A 16,900-nucleotide genomic window follows, 5' to 3' on the forward strand; every position below is an offset into this window, starting at 1 on the left:
TAGGCTTATCATTTTTTTTATTATCCTAATGCGACGTCTAAACGTCATCATCACAGCGAAACCGATCATGAGACAAACAGAGGCTAATTGGGCGTGCCCTCTTTCTTGAGAACCTGGAATAATTTCTTTTGCTACCACAAAAATCATGGCGCCGGCGGCCAAACTAAGCGCATAAGGCAACAGTGGATCGATAAGAATCACTGCCAGCGCCCCCAATCACCGCTGAGATAGGCTCTACCATGCCTGAAAATTGGCCATACATAAAACTTTTTATCTTGGACATGCCTTCTTTTCGCAATGGCATAGATACCGCGGCCCCTTCAGGAAAATTTTGAATGCCAATTCCCAGAGCGAGGACTGTGGCTCCAGCTAGAGAAGCCCCAGAGGCATCTGCGGCCAGGGCGCCAAAGGCCACCCGATCGCTAACCCTTCGGGAATGTTGTGAAGCGTAACCGAAAATACCAGCAAAGACGCTCGATGTTTGGCTTTAGGGTCTTTGATAGCGGTCATATATTTTTCTTGAGGTAAAAAAGGCAGTAGCTTATCTATCCCTAAAAGCATAGCGCCTCCCAAAAGAAAACCTACTACAGCTGGAATAAAACTTGGCACAGCACTATCCTCCGCCATTTCGATAGCCGGAGACAAAAGCGACCAAAAACTGGCCGCTATCATGACCCCGCCCGCAAAGGCCAGCATGCCATCCATTACCTTATGATTATCGCTTCGAGTAAAGTAAACCACCCCTGCCCCTAAAGCCGTCATTCCCCAGGTAAACAAGGTCACCAGGAAAGCTTGCAAGACAGGATGAAAATCAATAAACGTCTCCATTTTACATCTATACCTCCTTTTATAGTACGATCTCTTCCAAACATTTTTTTGGGCTCCTTCTTCTATTTATGGACCTATTTTCATATACCATATTTTTTGCCTAAGGAAAACTTTCAGTATATACTATTTAAAAAGAATCCCTTTGTCAATCAATAAGGGATGGTGCCCCGTTCCCTTCTATAGGCAAAAATACTATTTATCTTTCCTTCTTAGAAGCAGCGATCACTTTCTATAACTTTGTAACTTCATACGATTAAATATGTATATCGACATATAGAAGTAGAGACGCTGTATCGGGGAATCGATAGCTTGAAAACAGGCCATCACCGGCTGTTATGTTTGATTCATAATCGGTCGGATTGAAGCGGGCATTACGATTCCTAACGTGTCCACGTTAGTAGCAATTGCTAATGTATTGCATAGGACATTTTTGATTGGGGACACGCTATCTAATACGAACGATAAAGGATCATTATCACAAGAGAAAAAAGCACCTTTTGGTTTATGTAAAACCAAAAGGTGCTTTTTATTTCCTATCATCTAAACAAGCGTTTTTTCTTTATCACTCGTTTTCCCTATGGAAGAAACCTTTGCTAGTTCTTCCATATACTCTTCGGGCTTTATACTTAACGCTTTAAAAATAGTTTCATACGTTTCTATCCCTATATTACTCGTGCCGCCTTCTGCTCGATGAATCGTTTTCACCCCGACATTTGCTTTTTTCGCTAACTCTTGTTGCGTGTACCCTTTGTTTACACGATGAGAAAAAATCACTTTTCCAAACATAGCTCCCAGCCCATCAAAAGTGTCTTTTACACCCGGTATTTCTTCTATCGTGTGATCAAGATTCAATAAATTTTTCATTTATTCTCCCCCTTTCTATTACTGAAGATATGTATGTGGAGACGCATTCACTTTTTTAAACATATCATACGTTAAATCGCGCATGTCATTCGTCGGATTGAAGGGAGGAAATCGTGTTTTGATAAATCCTTTCACAAAGCAATAATACAAGGACCCATTATAGAATTTCGGAAAAAAAGTAGCCCGAATATGAGTGCCCCCATAATCCACCCGTAATTCATAAATCGGTCGTCTTGTTAGTACTTTCACCAATTCAAATTCATGGGAATACTCTTTCCCGTCAATTTCAATCGTAAGAACTGCTTTTAAGCCGTCGAGATGCTGTCTCTCCACTAAACTAAGGTACTCCAACGCTTTTTGAAAAAACACAAATCTCACTTTTGCTTTGTGTTTTCTTTGGGCTTCTCGTATTAAGGCAGAACGAAAAAGATCCATTTGTTCTCTACCTGTCTCATCTTCAATAGCGACTACATTGGCTACTTTATTCATTATATTATGTCATATATGACATAAATAAGCAAACAATTACCGTCATATATGACTCACCTCTTTTCTTTTTTATTTTGTCTTATGACTTAAAAGTCTTTTTTATATTTTCTTTTAACTAGTTTTCTCCATTTGTTTAACTAATTTATAAAATGTCGTTTTTTTCACATCAGCTTGCTCCATGGCCTTTACTGCAGTGATCTTTCCTTCTTTCCATTCCTTGTATGCCTCTAAAAAAGCATCACTTGCTTGCACTTGTGGTCTTCCATACGCCTTCCCCTGTTTTAAAGCCATATCGATTCCTTCACGTTGGCGCTTTCGAATACGAGCTCGTTCTTCTTGTGCCATCCAGGATAAGATTTGCAGCACGAGATCAGCAATAAAGGTCCCCATGCTGTCCTTGTATTGCGTAGTGTCGAGTAAGGGCATATCCAGGACGACAATGTCGGCTTGTATTTCTTTGGTGATCGCATTCCATTCCTGCACGATTTCTTCCTTATTTCGACCAAACCGATCCAGGGAATGAATATAGAGTACATCCCCTTTGCGAAGTATCCGCTTTAAAAGCTGATATTGTTCTCTCTGAAAATCTTTCCCACTCACTTTATCGATAAAAATATCCCGTTTTGGGATGCCCTTATCGTTCATTGCTTGCACTTGTCGTCCTTCATTTTGATCTTTACTGCTGACTCGTATGTATGCATAATGACGATGTTCCATTAGTATCCCCTTTCTTTTTACATTTCTTTTAGAAAGTATACCGTTTCCGTTCGTAAATGTGTAGGCAAAATAAAAAAACGCCCGTAAAGTTAATTTAAACTTTTACGGACGTTCATAATGATTCTTTTTGCTTTTATTTTATCCGTTCCTAAAGGTGTACTTTCACGAACGAGTAAAATGACTTACTTTATAAATTAAGCATTAAAACTAATTCTATTTTTAACACAAGGTCTCAAAACAACTCCACTTTCTAGTAGACATATTTATTGCATTAATTACTGAAGACCATTATTTAGTCTGTGTTTCCCTCTGCTGGAATTGGATGTGCTTGTAACAATTTGGCAAAGTGAACTAAGTTATACGCCATCATCTTGGTATTTTTCATCGTAAAGGCGTTATCCTTCCCCGTTTCCAAGTAGGAAGGACCGGGACCAGCTTCACCGACCCAATAGGCGTCGACATTAGGTGGTACGGTAAATCCAATATGGGAGAGGCCGTAAAGAATAGATTTACAGGATTCTTTTGCTCCGTCTTCATTACCGGTTACCACTGCTCCTCCAACTTTATTGTAATAAATAGCTTGGCCTTGATCGTTTTTTTCTCCACTGGATGCGTATAAACGTTCCATTGCTAAGGTAGCCACGCTGCTTTTCTCCCCGATCCAAATGGGAGAAGCAACAATGACAATGTCTGCCTGTAGCACTTTTTCCATGATTTTCGGCCATTCATCACCGTTTCCCATATCTGGTTTCATTCCTGGAAGTATATGATAGTCTGCCAAACGGACTTCTTCCGTTTCTACCTGCAGATGTGTAAACCATTCTGTCGCTTTTTGTAATAACCCAGAAGTGTGAGATTCCTCCCTGCTGTCTTTTAATGACCCGTTTAAATAAAGTGCCTTTGTCATAATTACCCTCCTTCTTTTAGTGTAGTGCAATTGTAAGTACATTGGTTCTCGTTTTATCACTCATCATACTTTTTTGTTAGCTGCTTACATCCTAAGTATACTATCTTGTTCATTGCGATCATGTAAGCCTCATTACACCGAGAAAAAACTATATATGAAGACTTTCAACTCTCGAATAGATAAATCATCCTTTTTTGATTTCTAAAGCGATGTTTCTTTATTCGCTTTATTACCTTATTTTTTTCTATCTTCTAAAAAAAGATTAGATTCAACTGTCTCGATTGAATGAAGAAAAAATGGAACTGATGGTAATCGTTTAGTATAAGGTAAAAAGGTGCTGCGTTAAAAATTGATTTATTATGCAGCCTATGAATATTAAAAATTATTTACAGAATATTCTATATAAATCGTAAAAATGTAAGCCTTCTTACAGAATGCACTTCATGCTTTTCATATAATAGAGGTATCAAATAAGGAAGAGGTGCTTCACACATGACAAACTCTTTGAGTAAAGTGATTTGGTACGGATTAATTGGCGGCATCGTCGGGGACTTCTGTTTGGGATTCTGATGCATATGCAGGGAATGATTGCTATGCTTGCTGGAACGATGGGAAGTGAAAGTATTATTTTTGGATGGATGATTCATATGATGATCAGCGTGATTTTCGGAGTGGCTTTCGGGTTATTAACCTTGATTATTCAAAATATTTGGATTTTAGCCGTGGTCTTCAGTGTGGGGATTTGGATTATCGGCCCACTTGTTATTATGCCTATGATGATGGGCATGGGTACAAATTTAGCTAATGCTTTCACTCCAGATCAGCTTATGAGTCTCGTTACTCACTTATTTTTTTCATTTATTGTAGCTATTGTTTTCAAATTATTAGCAAAGAAGAACACCGTTCATACTAAAACGGTTGCATCTTAAGACCGTTAATAAAAGAATGGCAACCGTATGCTAATCATTAAAATATAGTATATTCCATTTAATCACATCAAAAAAAGGGTAAACTAGGTACTATATTCGATAAAGGAGCGTAAATTAATGACCACTTTTAAACTAAACCAATCCATCCCTGAGTTCAGTCTTCCTACCGTATCCGGTGAAGAATTTAGCTTTTCTGAGGCACTCAAACAACATGAGAATCAATGGCATCTTATTATTTATTTTCGTGGTTCCTGGTGTCCTGCTTGTATGAGTGAATTACAAGAATTAGAAGAAAGCAAAGGGTATTTCGAAAAACAACAGATTCATCTAACGACCGTAACACACGATAAAAAAGAAGACTTAGAAAAGATGGTAAAAGAACATGGCTTCACGTTTCCGGTTCTGATAGATGAAGATTTTGAGTTTTTAACCTCTTATGGGGTCCACTACCATGAAGAAGATGCGCCTTATGAAGATCATGGAACGCACAGCGAACCCGCTTATTTTTTGACCGATGAACAAGGAAAACTTCTCTATCAGCAGAGACAGACAAGCCCATTTGGCCGGCCACATCCGAAAGAACTAAGAAAAATCATTCAATACATTAAGAAAAATTTAAACTAAAAGCAAAATGGCGATGGGGATATTTCACATCGCCATTTTGCTTTTAGTTCATACTGAAACAATATCAAATACTAAATAAATGGCTTAAAAATAACTAATAGTAATATATCTTACAACATCAATATCACTCTGCTTATATAATAGAAAATATTCCTTAAGGAAACTACCAACGTAAAGGAGGACATTCACATGTCTATTATTCAGGTTTCAGATAATAACTTTCATCAAGCCACATCAAACGGAGTCGTTTAACCGATTTTGGGCTTCTTGGTGTGGTCCCTGCAAAATGACTGATTCCCGTTTTGGAAGAAATCAATGATGAAATTGGCGATCAAGTAACGATTGCCAAACTTAACGTGGACGAAAATCAAAATACAACGAATGAATATGGTGTAATGAGTATTCCAACGATGCTTTTGTTTAAAAATGGCACAGTAGTCGAAAAAATAGTTGGGTTTCAACCAAAAGAACAATTAATGAACCAGATTCAAAAGTATATTTAAATAGCCTTATTAACCAGCTAGGAAAATATGATTATCCACTCTATGGTTTCCAAAATAGGAGACTTAGAAAAGGTTCAATTTCTTTTCTGAGGATCCTTTTTGGATATATACAGCTTAAAAAAATAATTGATAAAAGGATGGATACAATGACTACAAACTTATTTTCTCTCTCTCAACAGGTTGCGGTTGTGACAGGAGGGGGAAGCGGTATTGGAAAAGCAATGGCTGAAACACTAGCCGGAGCGGAAGCAAAGGTGATTCTTCTTGGTCGGACAAAAAGCAAAATTGAGGAAGCGGCTAAAGAGATCCAGTCCCAGACAAACGCAGAAGTGATTTCTCTTTCCTGCGACGTCACGGATAAAGAACAAGTCACCCAAGCGGTCTCCACTATTATAGATAACCATGGACGCATTGATGTCCTTATTAATAACGCTGGAACGGCGGCTTACGGCAGCGTGGAAGAAATAAGCGAAGAAGACTGGGATCATGTGTTTGCTACCAATTTGAAATCGGCTTTCTTAATGACGCAGGCCGTGGTTCCTCACATGAAAAAAGCCAATTATGGACGCATTATAAATACAGCTTCGGTTGCCGGGGGAGTCAGCTTGTTCTTCAGCTCTGTTTATGGACCTAGTAAAGCAGGGCTTATCCACTTGACGAAACAACTTTCCGGTGAACTCGCTTCTTATGGTATTACGGTCAATGCGATCAGTCCCTGGTTTTTCAAAACAGACTTTAATGCTGAATCATTAGAAGATGATGAGTTCCGACAGTCGGTGGAACAACGCACCCCAATCAAACGGACCGGTCGTCTGGATGAACTCAAAACTTCCGTATTGTATCTGGCGGCTCCCGGCTCGAGCTATGTAAACGGACAAAACATTTATATTGATGGGGGCATGACCTCATTTGGTCTGTAACCTTTCGATCTCTTCCTTCTATTAAAAGAGAAAATAGTTGGTATGTAAGAGAATTTTCAAGATTTTAATTACTATGTAAACCAGGCGCAGTAGAAATTTCTACTGCGCCTGGTTTTTTCATGTTCGTTGCTTTGATTCTCAAGCATACGAAATGAAGAACATCGTTTTTTAGTTTTGATCAATAAATGTTTTGATTTCGGCAGCGAACTCTTCGGGCGCTTCCTGTGGGACCCAATGTGAAGCATGATCGAATCGCACCAGCTTACAGTTCGGAATATCTTTTTCTAACTCTTCTCCTGTTTCTACCGGCTGCCACGGATCTTCTGCCCCCCATAAAAGAAGCACGTCATGCTGGATGCTGGAAAGCTTATGCGAGAAAGCAGTGGTTTCATTTGTGTTTAAGGCAGAAGCATTTCGGACCAGACTTACCTTGCCTTCTTCATGCAAATAAGGCGCCATGATCCCTTTCAGAAATGTATCTGTCAGTTGTTCTTGATGAGAAAACATTTCTTTATAGCCCTTAGTAAGAAACTCTTCTATTTCTTGTAGAGATTTGTTTTTTCCGGAAGGATGTCCCATCATTAACATTTCTTCGATTGGCCAGGAATCGTAAGCCACGGTATTAGAAAGAACAAGCTTATTGATTCGCTCCGGTTCATTCAAAGCAAGAAGTAATCCTACACCTCCTCCGATATCATGAGCTACTAAATGGACCTGCTCTAATTCTAGTTCTTCCATAAGCCTGATCACCAATTTTTCCTGAATGTGCAGGGAACGGTCAAAGCGATCCCGTTGATCGGAAGAGCCATATCCCAGAAGGTCAGGCGCAATCACGCGGTATTCGCCTTCTAACTCCGGAATAACCTCCTGATACAAATAGGACCACGTCGGAATTCCATGTAGCAACATGACGGGAGGACCCGAGCCTACATCTGTATAATTCACCCTTACCGGCTCCTCTACGACCCCTTCCAACATAACAGACTTTTGTCTCTGCTTGAATGCTTCTTCAGTCATTGTATTATTCTTCATTTTTTCGCCTCCTCTTAATGATGTTTTTGTTTTTAGGTCTTCCAAAAGAAGATACCTTTATTCAAAAAAGTTTTTCTTCTTTTCAGTTACTTTAAGAAGGAAAAGAAGATGCCTCTCTGTGGATCGGCTACATATTTAGTTTCAAGTTCTTTACTACGCCTTCCCTGCTTACTAATTTAGGACAGGGAAATCTTTTCTACCGTTTCTTCTGTAGTCCACATAGCGTTTGCAATCATTCGAAAATTGATCATTGCTGCTTGATAAGCATCCATATCTGGAAGCTTCGCTGCTGCCGTAGCATCAGTAACCACAGCTACTTCAAAGCCCTGTTCAAGAAATTCTCTCATATGAGACTCCAGACAAAGATTAGCCGACATGCCTGCCAGAATAACCCGCTGTATACCATGCTTTCTAAGTTGCAGTATAAGATCATTGTTCTGCGGTCCGTAGATTTTATGCGGGCTTGCGATGACTGTTTCTCCATCTTCAATATAAGGTTTTAACGAATGTAAAAAATCGGCGCCTGATCCATGAAATTCTTCCATAGTAAGAGGGCCTTTTCGATCATACATCCCACCACTATGCATCATTTCTTCTAAAGGCGCAGCAAATTTCCAGTCATGATCGTGGGGGAAATAATAATGAGGAGAAATAAAACATTTCATTTTCTGTGTTTTTGCGGCTTTTAATAAAATTTCTAAATTTTCAATCGTATGATTTTCTTTCACACTTTCTTCAACTAATTCCCAAGCGACCCCATCTTCCCGTAAAAAGTCATTTTGTGGATCTGTAAGAACCACTGCGGTATTCGAAAGAGTGACTTCCATCTTTCCTTCTGGTAAGGGCATCATAAGACCTCCTTTGTTTGTTATCTTTCTACCGTACTATTTTTTTGTGTATTTAAATGTAAGTCAGCTTACGTTGGTCCCGGTCTCGTTTGTCTTTCTCTGCTGATAGAGAAGTTTTCCTTGTTCATCGGTTAAAAAAGCAGGTTCGCTGGACGTTCCATGATCTTCATAGAGAGCATCTTTTCCATGGTAGTGCAACTTCTCTTTGCTTTCTTCTAATTCGCTCATAAAAGCTGGACACTAGGAACCGCGGATAATCAAAACGAAGAAAACCATCAAACGTAGGCTTCCTTCATTTTCATTCTTTTTTACGAACTCAATTTGCAGCTTATTAAACATACTGGCTTTTTATTGTTCAAACATAATAAGACACGAGTCATAACATGTGAGCAATATCGGAAGCTGTTGTTGGATAAGCAAACATCGTTTGTTTTAATTTTTTTGCCGGAATCTGAAACTGTATCGCCGTGGTAAAGTGATTAATCAAATTATCGGCTTCGGTACTAATGAAATGAGCTCCTACTATCTGATCATTGTCTTTATCAATCAGAATTTTAAAGGCGGCATGGGTTTCGTTCGTTCGTTTGTAAGTGAACCAATCAGCTACCTGTTTGTGTATTACTTCGATATTTTTCTCGGATGCCCGGGCTTCTTCTTCCGTCATCCCTACGGAAGCCAGTTTAGGTACGGTAAAAACGACCGAAGGCATCGGTGGATATATCACTTTCTTGTTGTTTCCTTTTATTATATTAGAAGCCGCAATATGACCCTCCATACTGGCTACGGGAGTGAGAGGCAACCCATTCGTGGACGCTGCATCTCCTACGGCATACACGTAAGGATTTGTCAGGCTTTGCAAATAATCGTTTACCTGAACCCCGTGCTTGTCTCTATCAACTTTTCCCTTTTCCAAATCCATGTCTAAAGCAGGCACGCGCCCAGCTCCATGGACCACAAGATCGGCTGGAAATGATACTGTTTTTTCATTGGTTTGAGTCTGTACTATTAATCTATTCTGCTTTTGTTCGATAGCTGTTACCGTATGCTCTGCATGAACGTGAATACCTATTTCTTTAGAAGCTTTCACTAGAAGATCAACAAGGTCAGCATCAAAGTGTTTTAACGGTCGCTCCCCACGATGAACAATATGAACTTCTGATCCTGCTCGTGCCGCTATATGAGCAAATTCAAAAGAAATATATCCTCCCCCTACAAAAACAATAGTATCAGGCAGTTGTTCCATTTCTAAAAAAGCATCGCTAGATGTTACATACTCTTCCCCTTGCATCGATAAAGGGGTTGGCATGGCACCAGAAGCAATTAAGATACGGGAGCCTTCCAGCACCTCTCCTTCCACCATAAGCTGATTTTCATTAATGAAAACGGCTTTGCCATGATACGTATCAATTCCTTGTTTGTTCAATCCTTTTTCTTTTTTCTCCGGGACAAGCTCTGTAAACGTTCGTTTAAATGCCATAAGATCCTGCCAGTGAATCGTTGTTTCCCCATTGATCCCATGCCCACGCATTCGGTCATGGGCACCCTGCAATTCTGCAGCGCCATACAGCACTTTTTTCGGATCACACCCCCGCAGTGCACACGTGCCGCCATACGGACGATCGTCCACCATCGCGACACGCCATCCAGCTTTTTGGCCTTTGGCTGCGGGAATCGATCCACCAGAACCGGATCCAATAACAATAAGATCATAATGATTAGTCATTTATCGTTCCCTCCTGTCATAATTTTATACGGATGATCTAACGATTAAGAAGTAACCTACTTCTTTTTACACACTCCATTGTCAGCCGCCTTTTGTACAAGTAGAAGAAGAACTGCCAATCCGTTTATTTAATTCGATAAGAAGGGGAGACAGCTCCTCTGATTTGATATATGTTTCTAATGATTGATTCGTAAGGGGATGTTGTTTTCACTGAAAAAAGGTCGTGTTTCTTCCCACACTTCCACGATGGCTTGGGGACATATTTGCTTGGATAACCATATTGCGTCAACACCTCCTTTTTATCTTAATAAAGCTTTCAGGACATTGACTAAACAAATTCCACGGACTAAAAGCATAAGAATTAAACTCATTTTTCCCTACAGATGTTCTGTCTATTTCTTCTGAAAAGGGGCAGTGGTAATTTTTAGTTGTTTTGCATCATTCCCTGACATTGCTGCATCATCTTCCCCATCCCGTTCATCATTTCCTGCATGGTCCCCTGGTTCATCTGTGGACCTGCATGATTCGTAGAGGCTTCCGCCGACCAGTTCATCTGGCCAAATACGAGTACCGTCGCCAGGGTAAACGCTACAATAAACGGTTTTTTATAAAAGGTCATTTTTTGCCCCTCCGTGTCGGTTTATTTTTGAAGAAGTTCTTTTTTTTGTTGAAATTCTTCTTCATTGATCTCTCCCTGTGCCAGTCTCTCCTTGAGTATTTGCATTTCCCTTCCTTCTGTAGTGTGCTCTTTTTTCCTTATCGTATTGGTTATCCCAACGATCAGGAAATACAAAAGAAATCCGATAATTAGAATACTGATCACCATCATTCCTATCATCGTTCCATTTCCCATAGACATCATCGGTCTCTCTTCCCCCTTTTCCTTTATTTTGGTACATGCCTGTAAAAGATATGCATTAGTATCTTTTTAAAGCATTTCTTAGTATGACGGAATGGTATGAAGAAAATGTGAAAACCGTATGGAGTTCTCTTCCATTTCGGTTCATTTTTTGATATTTACATACATTCACTACCAACTATACATACTTTTTCTCCTTTAGAATGTAAGGGGTCTTACAACATATCGCTATCATTTCTTTTACAATGAATAATTAAGCAGGGTAAACGAAAGGAAGATTAGAAAATGAAAGCAACCATTCCTCCATGGATAAAAATCACATCAATCCTTGTTCTATTTGGCATCGTATCGTACACGACCCATTTTCACCTCGAGATCCGTCCTGCCGATATAAGAGATTTCATTTTGTCTTTTGGCTGGTGGGGGCCACTTGTGTTCTTCTTCGTCTATACCATCGGTCCCCTGATTTTCTTTCCGACTTCCGTATTATCTCTTGGAGCCGGTTTGGCGTTCGGCGTTTTTCCAGGCGTTTTTTACATTATTCTTGGAGCCACCGGAGCTGCCACAACCGGATATGTGATGGCCCGTTTATTTGGACGTTCTGTTATAAACATGGATCGATTCTCCTGGTCCGAAAACTTGTTTAATCAAATGAAAAAACGAGGGTTCCTTTATGTTTTTATATTAAGACTCATTCCGCTTGTCAGTTTCGATCTTCTCAGCTATGCCGGCGGTATTTCCAAGGTTCGTTTCCAATCCTTTATCATCGCTACCGTTCTTGGCATGCTCCCTGGAACCTTTGCTTACAGCTTCTTAGGAGCTAGTATTGCTTCCGGGAACTTAACGATGATTATTGTTGCTATTTCGGTGTTTGTTATCCTCCTGGGGATCACCTATTATTTTCGTGCTCCCGTTCAAAAATGGCTGGGACTCTCCCACTCGTAGAAAAATCATTTTCTATAAGGCGAATGGGGATTAAGAAGGGCGACATCGGAGAAAATAAAAACCTATGACTCCTCTTTTTATAACAAGCATAGTCTTCATCTTTCTATGCCGATCAATCAAAAGGTCATGGTACAACGATTGGTTTCTTATCAATAAACAAGAAGACGAGGAAATACTATCAGCCCCCTGATCTTTTCAGGGGGCTGATAGTATTACCACGCCGCTAACGGAGTCAGCGTATCGTATTCATGATGGGGCGGCTGGTGAAGGCCTTCCACCGGCTGTCCGCTGCGGTTAATCCAGGCGGTGTTGAAACCAAAGGCTTTCGCGCCGCTGATATCCCAGCCATTGCTGGATAAAAACGTGATTTCCTGTCTTGGCACGTCAATCGTGTCCAGAATCAGATTGTACGCCGCCGGCGTCGGCTTGTACTGCTTCACCGTGTCGATACTCAACACATGATCCAGGTACGTATCAATCTGTGCCCCTTTTAACAGTGGGTCCAGCATTACCGGATCCCCGTTGCTGAAGACTATTAACGTATGGCCCTTTTCTTTGAGCCGCTTCAGCACGTCCCGGCTCTCCGAAAATAATGTGAGCGACTGATAGGCTTCCAACAGCTCGTCTTCTGTTTTCTGATCGAGCGTGCAGTCCTGCTCATCTGCCGCAAAACGCAGGGCGTCCCTTGTTACCTCGGAAAATGGGACGTATTTTCCCATCGCCTGGCGTAGGAAGGTATATTGAATCTGCTTCTGTCGCCACGTGGCGCTGATCGCCTCTCCTTTTCCCGAAAAATGTGTGTCACAGGCTTTTCCAATTGATGTGACATCAAAAAGCGTACCGTATACGTCAAATACAAATGTTTCGCTCATTGTCCCTCTCCTTTTGGGTCTGATTTTCTTAGAATAGAATGATTTTCATACACGCAGCGATAAAAAGAAAGCCCTCTATTTATGAAAAGAGAGGGCTTTCTGTTTCTTATGCTTTTGTCCATTCCGCGTCAATTGGAATACCTGCCGCTTGAAACGTCGTAAATACTGGACAGCGTGCATCGGTTTTCTCTTTCAGTTCTTGAATGCGTTCGTCACTTTCATCTGTTTTTACCGTTGCTTTAATGGTTACTTGCTGAAAATAAGGGTCTACGTCCGCCTGCCCCATCAATCCACGGGGATCGAGCTCTCCAGACACCTGAAAATCAATACCTTCCAAGTTAAAGTCGATATCTTTGGCGACCATATTTGCAATAACATTTTCACAACCTGCTAGAGAAGCAAGTAACGTCGATAAAGGATCCGCTCCTTTGTCATCTCCTCCCATATTGGCTGGTTCGTCGATGACCAACGTGTGATTTTTTGCTTGTAGTTCGGTTGTCATTTTTGTAGCTTCTCCTGTTACTTCAAATGTCATGTTCTGGCTCATGTTATCGCTCTCCTTTTTTATGATTCTACGAGTAGTATAATTTGATTTGGTTTTGTACGATGTAAGATAGATTACATCTTACGAATTAATAGAATAGAGGTACGTCTCTCCGTCTATAAATTGCTCATTCTTCCATAAAACCGGTGCGTATACTTCTCCTAACTCTTGCTCCATTTGTTGAGATGCCTTGGAATCCTGTAACAAATTCACTTCTGTATATTGCATCGATTGGTTCTGTAAATAAAGGCGTACGTCTTGGCATTTCGGGCACCCGGGTGTGGTATAGAGAATCATTCTATCTCTCCTTCCTATACTGCGACTATACCAATACAGGAGGAAGAAAAATGTAAGCTGCCCCACATCTTTCATAACGAGTTTATGGTAAATTAATGATAATAGATAAATAAGAACAAAAAGGAGCTTTTCATGGACAAATTAACCTTGTTATCCGAAATTAATTTATTTAATGAATTGCCATTAGAAGATCTTCAAATTATTGATCGTATGAGCACCATGGCTCCAGTGCCTAAAGGAACCATTCTTTTATCTCCTTATCAACAGATATCCTCCTTGTTTTTCTTGAAAGAAGGACAGGTTCGATTGTACCAGCTTAGCGAAGAAGGAAAAGAATTAACCGTGGATGTGCTTGTCAAAGGCAACATGTTTGGAGAAACCTCCTCATTCAGCCTGACAGCCGGTGCGGGCAATATGTACGTCGAAACCATGACAGACAGTAAAATCTGTACGATGCGCAAACAGGAATTTGAGTATTTTATGGAACAAAACCCTAAAATCGCTTTAAAATTCATCCGAATGTTATCAAACAGGCTAACGGAAAATTACAGCTTAACAGAAAAGATTGCGCTGCACGATGTCCGATACCGTTTGGTCTATCTGTTGCTTCGACTCAGCGAAAAAACGGGAACCACCGAGCAGGAACAGTGGCAGTCCATTGATATGAAAGTGACGCATGCTGATATTGCCCATATGATTGGTTCGACAAGAGAAACCGTCAGTATGATTTTCAGTAAATTAGTGAAAGAACAATTGCTTCTCAAAGAAAAGTCGGTCTTATATATCCACCGGGAACGCGCATTAGCAGAGTTAGAGTCTCTTGGGAATTGATTGTTTATTATCTTATTATGCGTTGGGAAAGAATGATCTCCCAAAACGCCACTATACCGTTTTGGGTTCTGGATGTTGGATCTGGTTAAATGCTTGCCTTATTAATGCCTTTGATATCACATAAGGAAAAACTCACTCGAAGAACAACCAATCTCTAGGAAGCTAAAAAACAAAAAATTCGTTAGATGATGAATCCAACACGTATTCGTAAAATATGTAAGGAGATAAAATCGCCTTTTATCCGTCATCTAACATATAGAGGAGTATCTATATGAAAACAACTGCTATTATCCGAAAAGTAGATAAATTAGGAAGGCTTATACTTCCCGCGGAGTTCCGCCGAATGCTCCATCTTCAGGTAAAAGATCGTGTGGAAATATTCACGGAAGATGAAAAGATTATTCTTCAAAAATACCAGCCTGACTATCCTTGCGCATTAACCGGGAAAGTCAGTGACGAAAATTTCTTTTTAACCAAAAAAATATTGTTGTAAGTCCGAAAGGTGCTTTGAAACTATATGAACAGTTGGAAGCTTATCTTCAGCAGCAAAAATGACCCTGTTGGAATCCATAAAGAAATGGAAAAGGTGTGTGCCGTTCATATAATCTTACTCATGCATGTAGTGAGTTTATCCTGTACACTCCTATGTCCATTTAAGATAGTCTATGTCTATAGAGAGGGGGAACGATAATGAATGTAGAACCAAGAATACAAACGCTCGTTGAAAAAGCAGAAAAAACCCATCAAAATGACTTGGTCGCTATTTTGTATCATTTAGAAGTCCACGCCTCTCATCCAAAAGAAGCTTTGTTAAGCCATTTATTTTTTACATACCGTCAATTGCTCCAGCAACCAAAACACTCTCATGTGAAACGATATCTTGCTGTCTATCAATCTTTACTAGAGCTGGCTTTATCGCTGGATGAAAACACATCGACTGCTACTTATACTAAAAATGTACGCCGGATATTCCCTACAAGCTTGTCTATACTAAAAGATCTTGCTTTGCCTCCTAAACTGTAATTTCTTTAGCTAGCTTAAAAAGAAGGACAGACTTTTTACAAATGTTGAGGAAATAAGGCGACAAAAACATCTATGAAATCATTTAATCACTCTTTTTATAAAAACGAGTGAATGAAAATTATTGGAACTAGTATCTCAAAAGACACATCGAAAATGGAAAAATATTATCGCCCGTTACATGGAGCATTCTTTCCAAAAATTTTCTTTTTATTCACTGGTACAACGAATGATGATCTTGCTGAGAAAAGAAATACAAATAGCCTAAAACTCTTGCACCAAATAGAATTCCGAAAAAACAGACCTTTCTTCAAATGAAGAAAGGTCTGTTCGATCTTACAGCTATTAAACACGTCCGGCGCCGATGTAACGCGGGGCCCCATAACTACTGTCCATGCTGGAAATCGTTACCCAGTGGAGCCCCCCCGCATGAGAGGGGCCACCTCTTGTATCAAAGAACACCAAGTCCCCTACGCTTGGGTTCGATACACTCGTGCTTGCACGATGCACCGCTGCTACCGTACGAGGAAGATCTTTTTCTACTTGTTGATGGACGTACTGCAAGAAACCGCTGCAGTCAAATCCACTTGGCGACGTGCCGCCCCAAACATACGGAGAGCCCATGTGTTGAAAAGGAGCAATGCCTCATGATCGAAGATTCATTTTTAAAGGTGTTTACCAGTTTAGTTCATGTCTACTTGGCTCCCGCTGTTTTTATTAATCCCTATACAATAGTAGCGAAAGGCCAGGCAGCCACCCTAGAATTAACCACACTTCACCGAAACAAAAACCACATCAAACAGTTAAAAACAGACGTGGAAAATCTACTAGCCGGTCATGCATCGTTAGAAGCTGCTAAGGATGAAATGAAGGAGTGGACAGCAAATGTGGATCCCTTATGGAGCCAGTTTCGACCTCTGGCTGAAGTCAATGTCCATCTCGATATGGAAAACGAACGAATCAATGTGATGATTATTCAAAATAAAGAAGTCGTACAATTTTTTGGCTTCTCCCAACAAGAACGATTGGATCTTTTTTGAATATTTAGAAACGTTCACTGAGTCTTTAGTTAAAAAAACCGATTCCTAAGAAAAGATTTCTATCCCAACGCTGAAGAATAGAAAAAGGCTCTTGGCTTCTTTTTTAAT

General features: G+C 40.2%; 22 protein-coding genes and 2 pseudogenes. 9 read left to right on the forward strand and 15 right to left on the reverse strand.

Annotation, left to right across the window (positions count from 1 at the left end):
- Positions 1 to 20: 20 nt before the first annotated feature.
- The 5 genes and pseudogenes from MMY81_RS21300 to MMY81_RS21320 all read right to left on the reverse strand — a co-directional run bounded on the left by MMY81_RS21300 (position 21) and on the right by MMY81_RS21320 (position 3,805).
- Positions 21 to 828: pseudogene (locus MMY81_RS21300) on the reverse strand (ZIP family metal transporter).
- 540 nt (positions 829 to 1,368) lie between these two features.
- On the reverse strand, positions 1,369 to 1,692 hold the full coding sequence (locus tag MMY81_RS21305; protein WP_252314439.1) for a helix-turn-helix domain-containing protein: 324 nt from the start codon (positions 1,690 to 1,692) through the stop codon (positions 1,369 to 1,371).
- Positions 1,693 to 1,710: 18 nt separating this feature from the next.
- Positions 1,711 to 2,181 (reverse strand): hypothetical protein, encoded by a 471-nt coding sequence (locus tag MMY81_RS21310; protein WP_252314440.1) that lies wholly within the window; start codon positions 2,179 to 2,181, stop codon positions 1,711 to 1,713.
- A 111-nt stretch (positions 2,182 to 2,292) separates the two neighbouring features.
- A complete protein-coding gene (locus tag MMY81_RS21315) occupies positions 2,293 to 2,898 on the reverse strand; it encodes a recombinase family protein (RefSeq protein WP_252314441.1) in 606 nt (201 codons plus the stop codon).
- A gap of 292 nt (positions 2,899 to 3,190) precedes the next feature.
- Positions 3,191 to 3,805, reverse strand: coding sequence for a flavodoxin family protein (locus MMY81_RS21320; RefSeq protein WP_252314442.1), 615 nt, complete (start codon positions 3,803 to 3,805; stop codon positions 3,191 to 3,193).
- A gap of 575 nt (positions 3,806 to 4,380) precedes the next feature.
- On the opposite strand from MMY81_RS21320, the gene MMY81_RS21325 reads away from it, so the two are divergent.
- From MMY81_RS21325 to MMY81_RS21340, 4 genes and pseudogenes are all read left to right on the forward strand, one after another.
- A complete protein-coding gene (locus tag MMY81_RS21325; RefSeq protein WP_252314443.1) occupies positions 4,381 to 4,734 on the forward strand; it encodes a hypothetical protein in 354 nt (117 codons plus the stop codon).
- Between the two features lie 117 nt (positions 4,735 to 4,851).
- A complete protein-coding gene (locus MMY81_RS21330) occupies positions 4,852 to 5,358 on the forward strand; it encodes a peroxiredoxin family protein (RefSeq protein WP_252314444.1) in 507 nt (168 codons plus the stop codon).
- 189 nt (positions 5,359 to 5,547) lie between these two features.
- Positions 5,548 to 5,861 (forward strand): annotated as a pseudogene (gene trxA, locus MMY81_RS21335) (thioredoxin).
- 146 nt (positions 5,862 to 6,007) lie between these two features.
- Positions 6,008 to 6,781 (forward strand): SDR family NAD(P)-dependent oxidoreductase, encoded by a 774-nt coding sequence (locus tag MMY81_RS21340; RefSeq protein WP_252314445.1) that lies wholly within the window; start codon positions 6,008 to 6,010, stop codon positions 6,779 to 6,781.
- A gap of 168 nt (positions 6,782 to 6,949) precedes the next feature.
- On the opposite strand, the gene MMY81_RS21345 is transcribed toward MMY81_RS21340, so the two are convergent.
- From MMY81_RS21345 to MMY81_RS21370, 6 genes are all read right to left on the reverse strand, one after another.
- A complete protein-coding gene (locus MMY81_RS21345) occupies positions 6,950 to 7,813 on the reverse strand; it encodes an alpha/beta fold hydrolase (RefSeq protein WP_252314446.1) in 864 nt (287 codons plus the stop codon).
- Positions 7,814 to 7,989: 176 nt separating this feature from the next.
- Complete coding sequence (locus MMY81_RS21350) at positions 7,990 to 8,661, reverse strand: isochorismatase family protein (protein ID WP_252314447.1); 672 nt, start codon at positions 8,659 to 8,661, stop codon at positions 7,990 to 7,992.
- Positions 8,662 to 8,724: 63 nt separating this feature from the next.
- The gene (locus MMY81_RS21355; RefSeq protein ID WP_374562520.1) at positions 8,725 to 8,889 is read right to left on the reverse strand and encodes a hypothetical protein; all 165 of its coding nucleotides are present in this window, start codon (positions 8,887 to 8,889) and stop codon (positions 8,725 to 8,727) included.
- Positions 8,890 to 9,037: 148 nt separating this feature from the next.
- Positions 9,038 to 10,384, reverse strand: coding sequence for a dihydrolipoyl dehydrogenase family protein (locus tag MMY81_RS21360; RefSeq protein WP_252314448.1), 1,347 nt, complete (start codon positions 10,382 to 10,384; stop codon positions 9,038 to 9,040).
- A gap of 424 nt (positions 10,385 to 10,808) precedes the next feature.
- Positions 10,809 to 11,003: a hypothetical protein gene (locus MMY81_RS21365; RefSeq protein WP_252314449.1), complete on the reverse strand. Its 195-nt coding sequence runs from the start codon at positions 11,001 to 11,003 to the stop codon at positions 10,809 to 10,811.
- 21 nt (positions 11,004 to 11,024) lie between these two features.
- On the reverse strand, positions 11,025 to 11,246 hold the full coding sequence (locus tag MMY81_RS21370; protein WP_252314450.1) for an SHOCT domain-containing protein: 222 nt from the start codon (positions 11,244 to 11,246) through the stop codon (positions 11,025 to 11,027).
- A 282-nt stretch (positions 11,247 to 11,528) separates the two neighbouring features.
- On the opposite strand from MMY81_RS21370, the gene MMY81_RS21375 reads away from it, so the two are divergent.
- Complete coding sequence (locus tag MMY81_RS21375; RefSeq protein ID WP_252314451.1) at positions 11,529 to 12,188, forward strand: TVP38/TMEM64 family protein; 660 nt, start codon at positions 11,529 to 11,531, stop codon at positions 12,186 to 12,188.
- Positions 12,189 to 12,400: 212 nt separating this feature from the next.
- Here MMY81_RS21375 and MMY81_RS21380 read toward each other — a convergent pair whose 3' ends face one another.
- The 3 genes from MMY81_RS21380 to MMY81_RS35625 form a co-directional block, all read right to left on the reverse strand.
- Entirely contained in the window at positions 12,401 to 13,060 is a 660-nt protein-coding gene (locus MMY81_RS21380; protein WP_252314452.1) for a haloacid dehalogenase type II, read from the reverse strand.
- A 106-nt stretch (positions 13,061 to 13,166) separates the two neighbouring features.
- Positions 13,167 to 13,607, reverse strand: coding sequence for an OsmC family protein (locus MMY81_RS21385; RefSeq protein ID WP_252314453.1), 441 nt, complete (start codon positions 13,605 to 13,607; stop codon positions 13,167 to 13,169).
- Positions 13,608 to 13,685: 78 nt separating this feature from the next.
- Positions 13,686 to 13,976, reverse strand: a complete 291-nt coding sequence (locus tag MMY81_RS35625) for a glutaredoxin family protein (protein WP_374562524.1) — start codon at positions 13,974 to 13,976, stop codon at positions 13,686 to 13,688.
- A 57-nt stretch (positions 13,977 to 14,033) separates the two neighbouring features.
- On the opposite strand from MMY81_RS35625, the gene MMY81_RS21390 reads away from it, so the two are divergent.
- The 3 genes from MMY81_RS21390 (at position 14,034) to MMY81_RS21400 (ending at position 15,755) form a co-directional block, all read left to right on the forward strand.
- Positions 14,034 to 14,732: a Crp/Fnr family transcriptional regulator gene (locus tag MMY81_RS21390; protein ID WP_252314454.1), complete on the forward strand. Its 699-nt coding sequence runs from the start codon at positions 14,034 to 14,036 to the stop codon at positions 14,730 to 14,732.
- A gap of 271 nt (positions 14,733 to 15,003) precedes the next feature.
- Complete coding sequence (locus MMY81_RS21395) at positions 15,004 to 15,225, forward strand: AbrB/MazE/SpoVT family DNA-binding domain-containing protein (protein ID WP_252314455.1); 222 nt, start codon at positions 15,004 to 15,006, stop codon at positions 15,223 to 15,225.
- Between the two features lie 197 nt (positions 15,226 to 15,422).
- Entirely contained in the window at positions 15,423 to 15,755 is a 333-nt protein-coding gene (locus tag MMY81_RS21400; RefSeq protein ID WP_252314456.1) for a hypothetical protein, read from the forward strand.
- 342 nt (positions 15,756 to 16,097) lie between these two features.
- Here MMY81_RS21400 and MMY81_RS21405 read toward each other — a convergent pair whose 3' ends face one another.
- Positions 16,098 to 16,376 (reverse strand): C40 family peptidase, encoded by a 279-nt coding sequence (locus MMY81_RS21405; RefSeq protein ID WP_256497981.1) that lies wholly within the window; start codon positions 16,374 to 16,376, stop codon positions 16,098 to 16,100.
- 23 nt (positions 16,377 to 16,399) lie between these two features.
- Here MMY81_RS21405 and MMY81_RS21410 point away from each other — a divergent pair, with 23 nt between their 5' ends.
- Positions 16,400 to 16,792, forward strand: coding sequence for a hypothetical protein (locus tag MMY81_RS21410; protein ID WP_252314458.1), 393 nt, complete (start codon positions 16,400 to 16,402; stop codon positions 16,790 to 16,792).
- Positions 16,793 to 16,900: the final 108 nt, after the last annotated feature.

Source organism: Sinobaca sp. H24 (assembly GCF_023845525.1).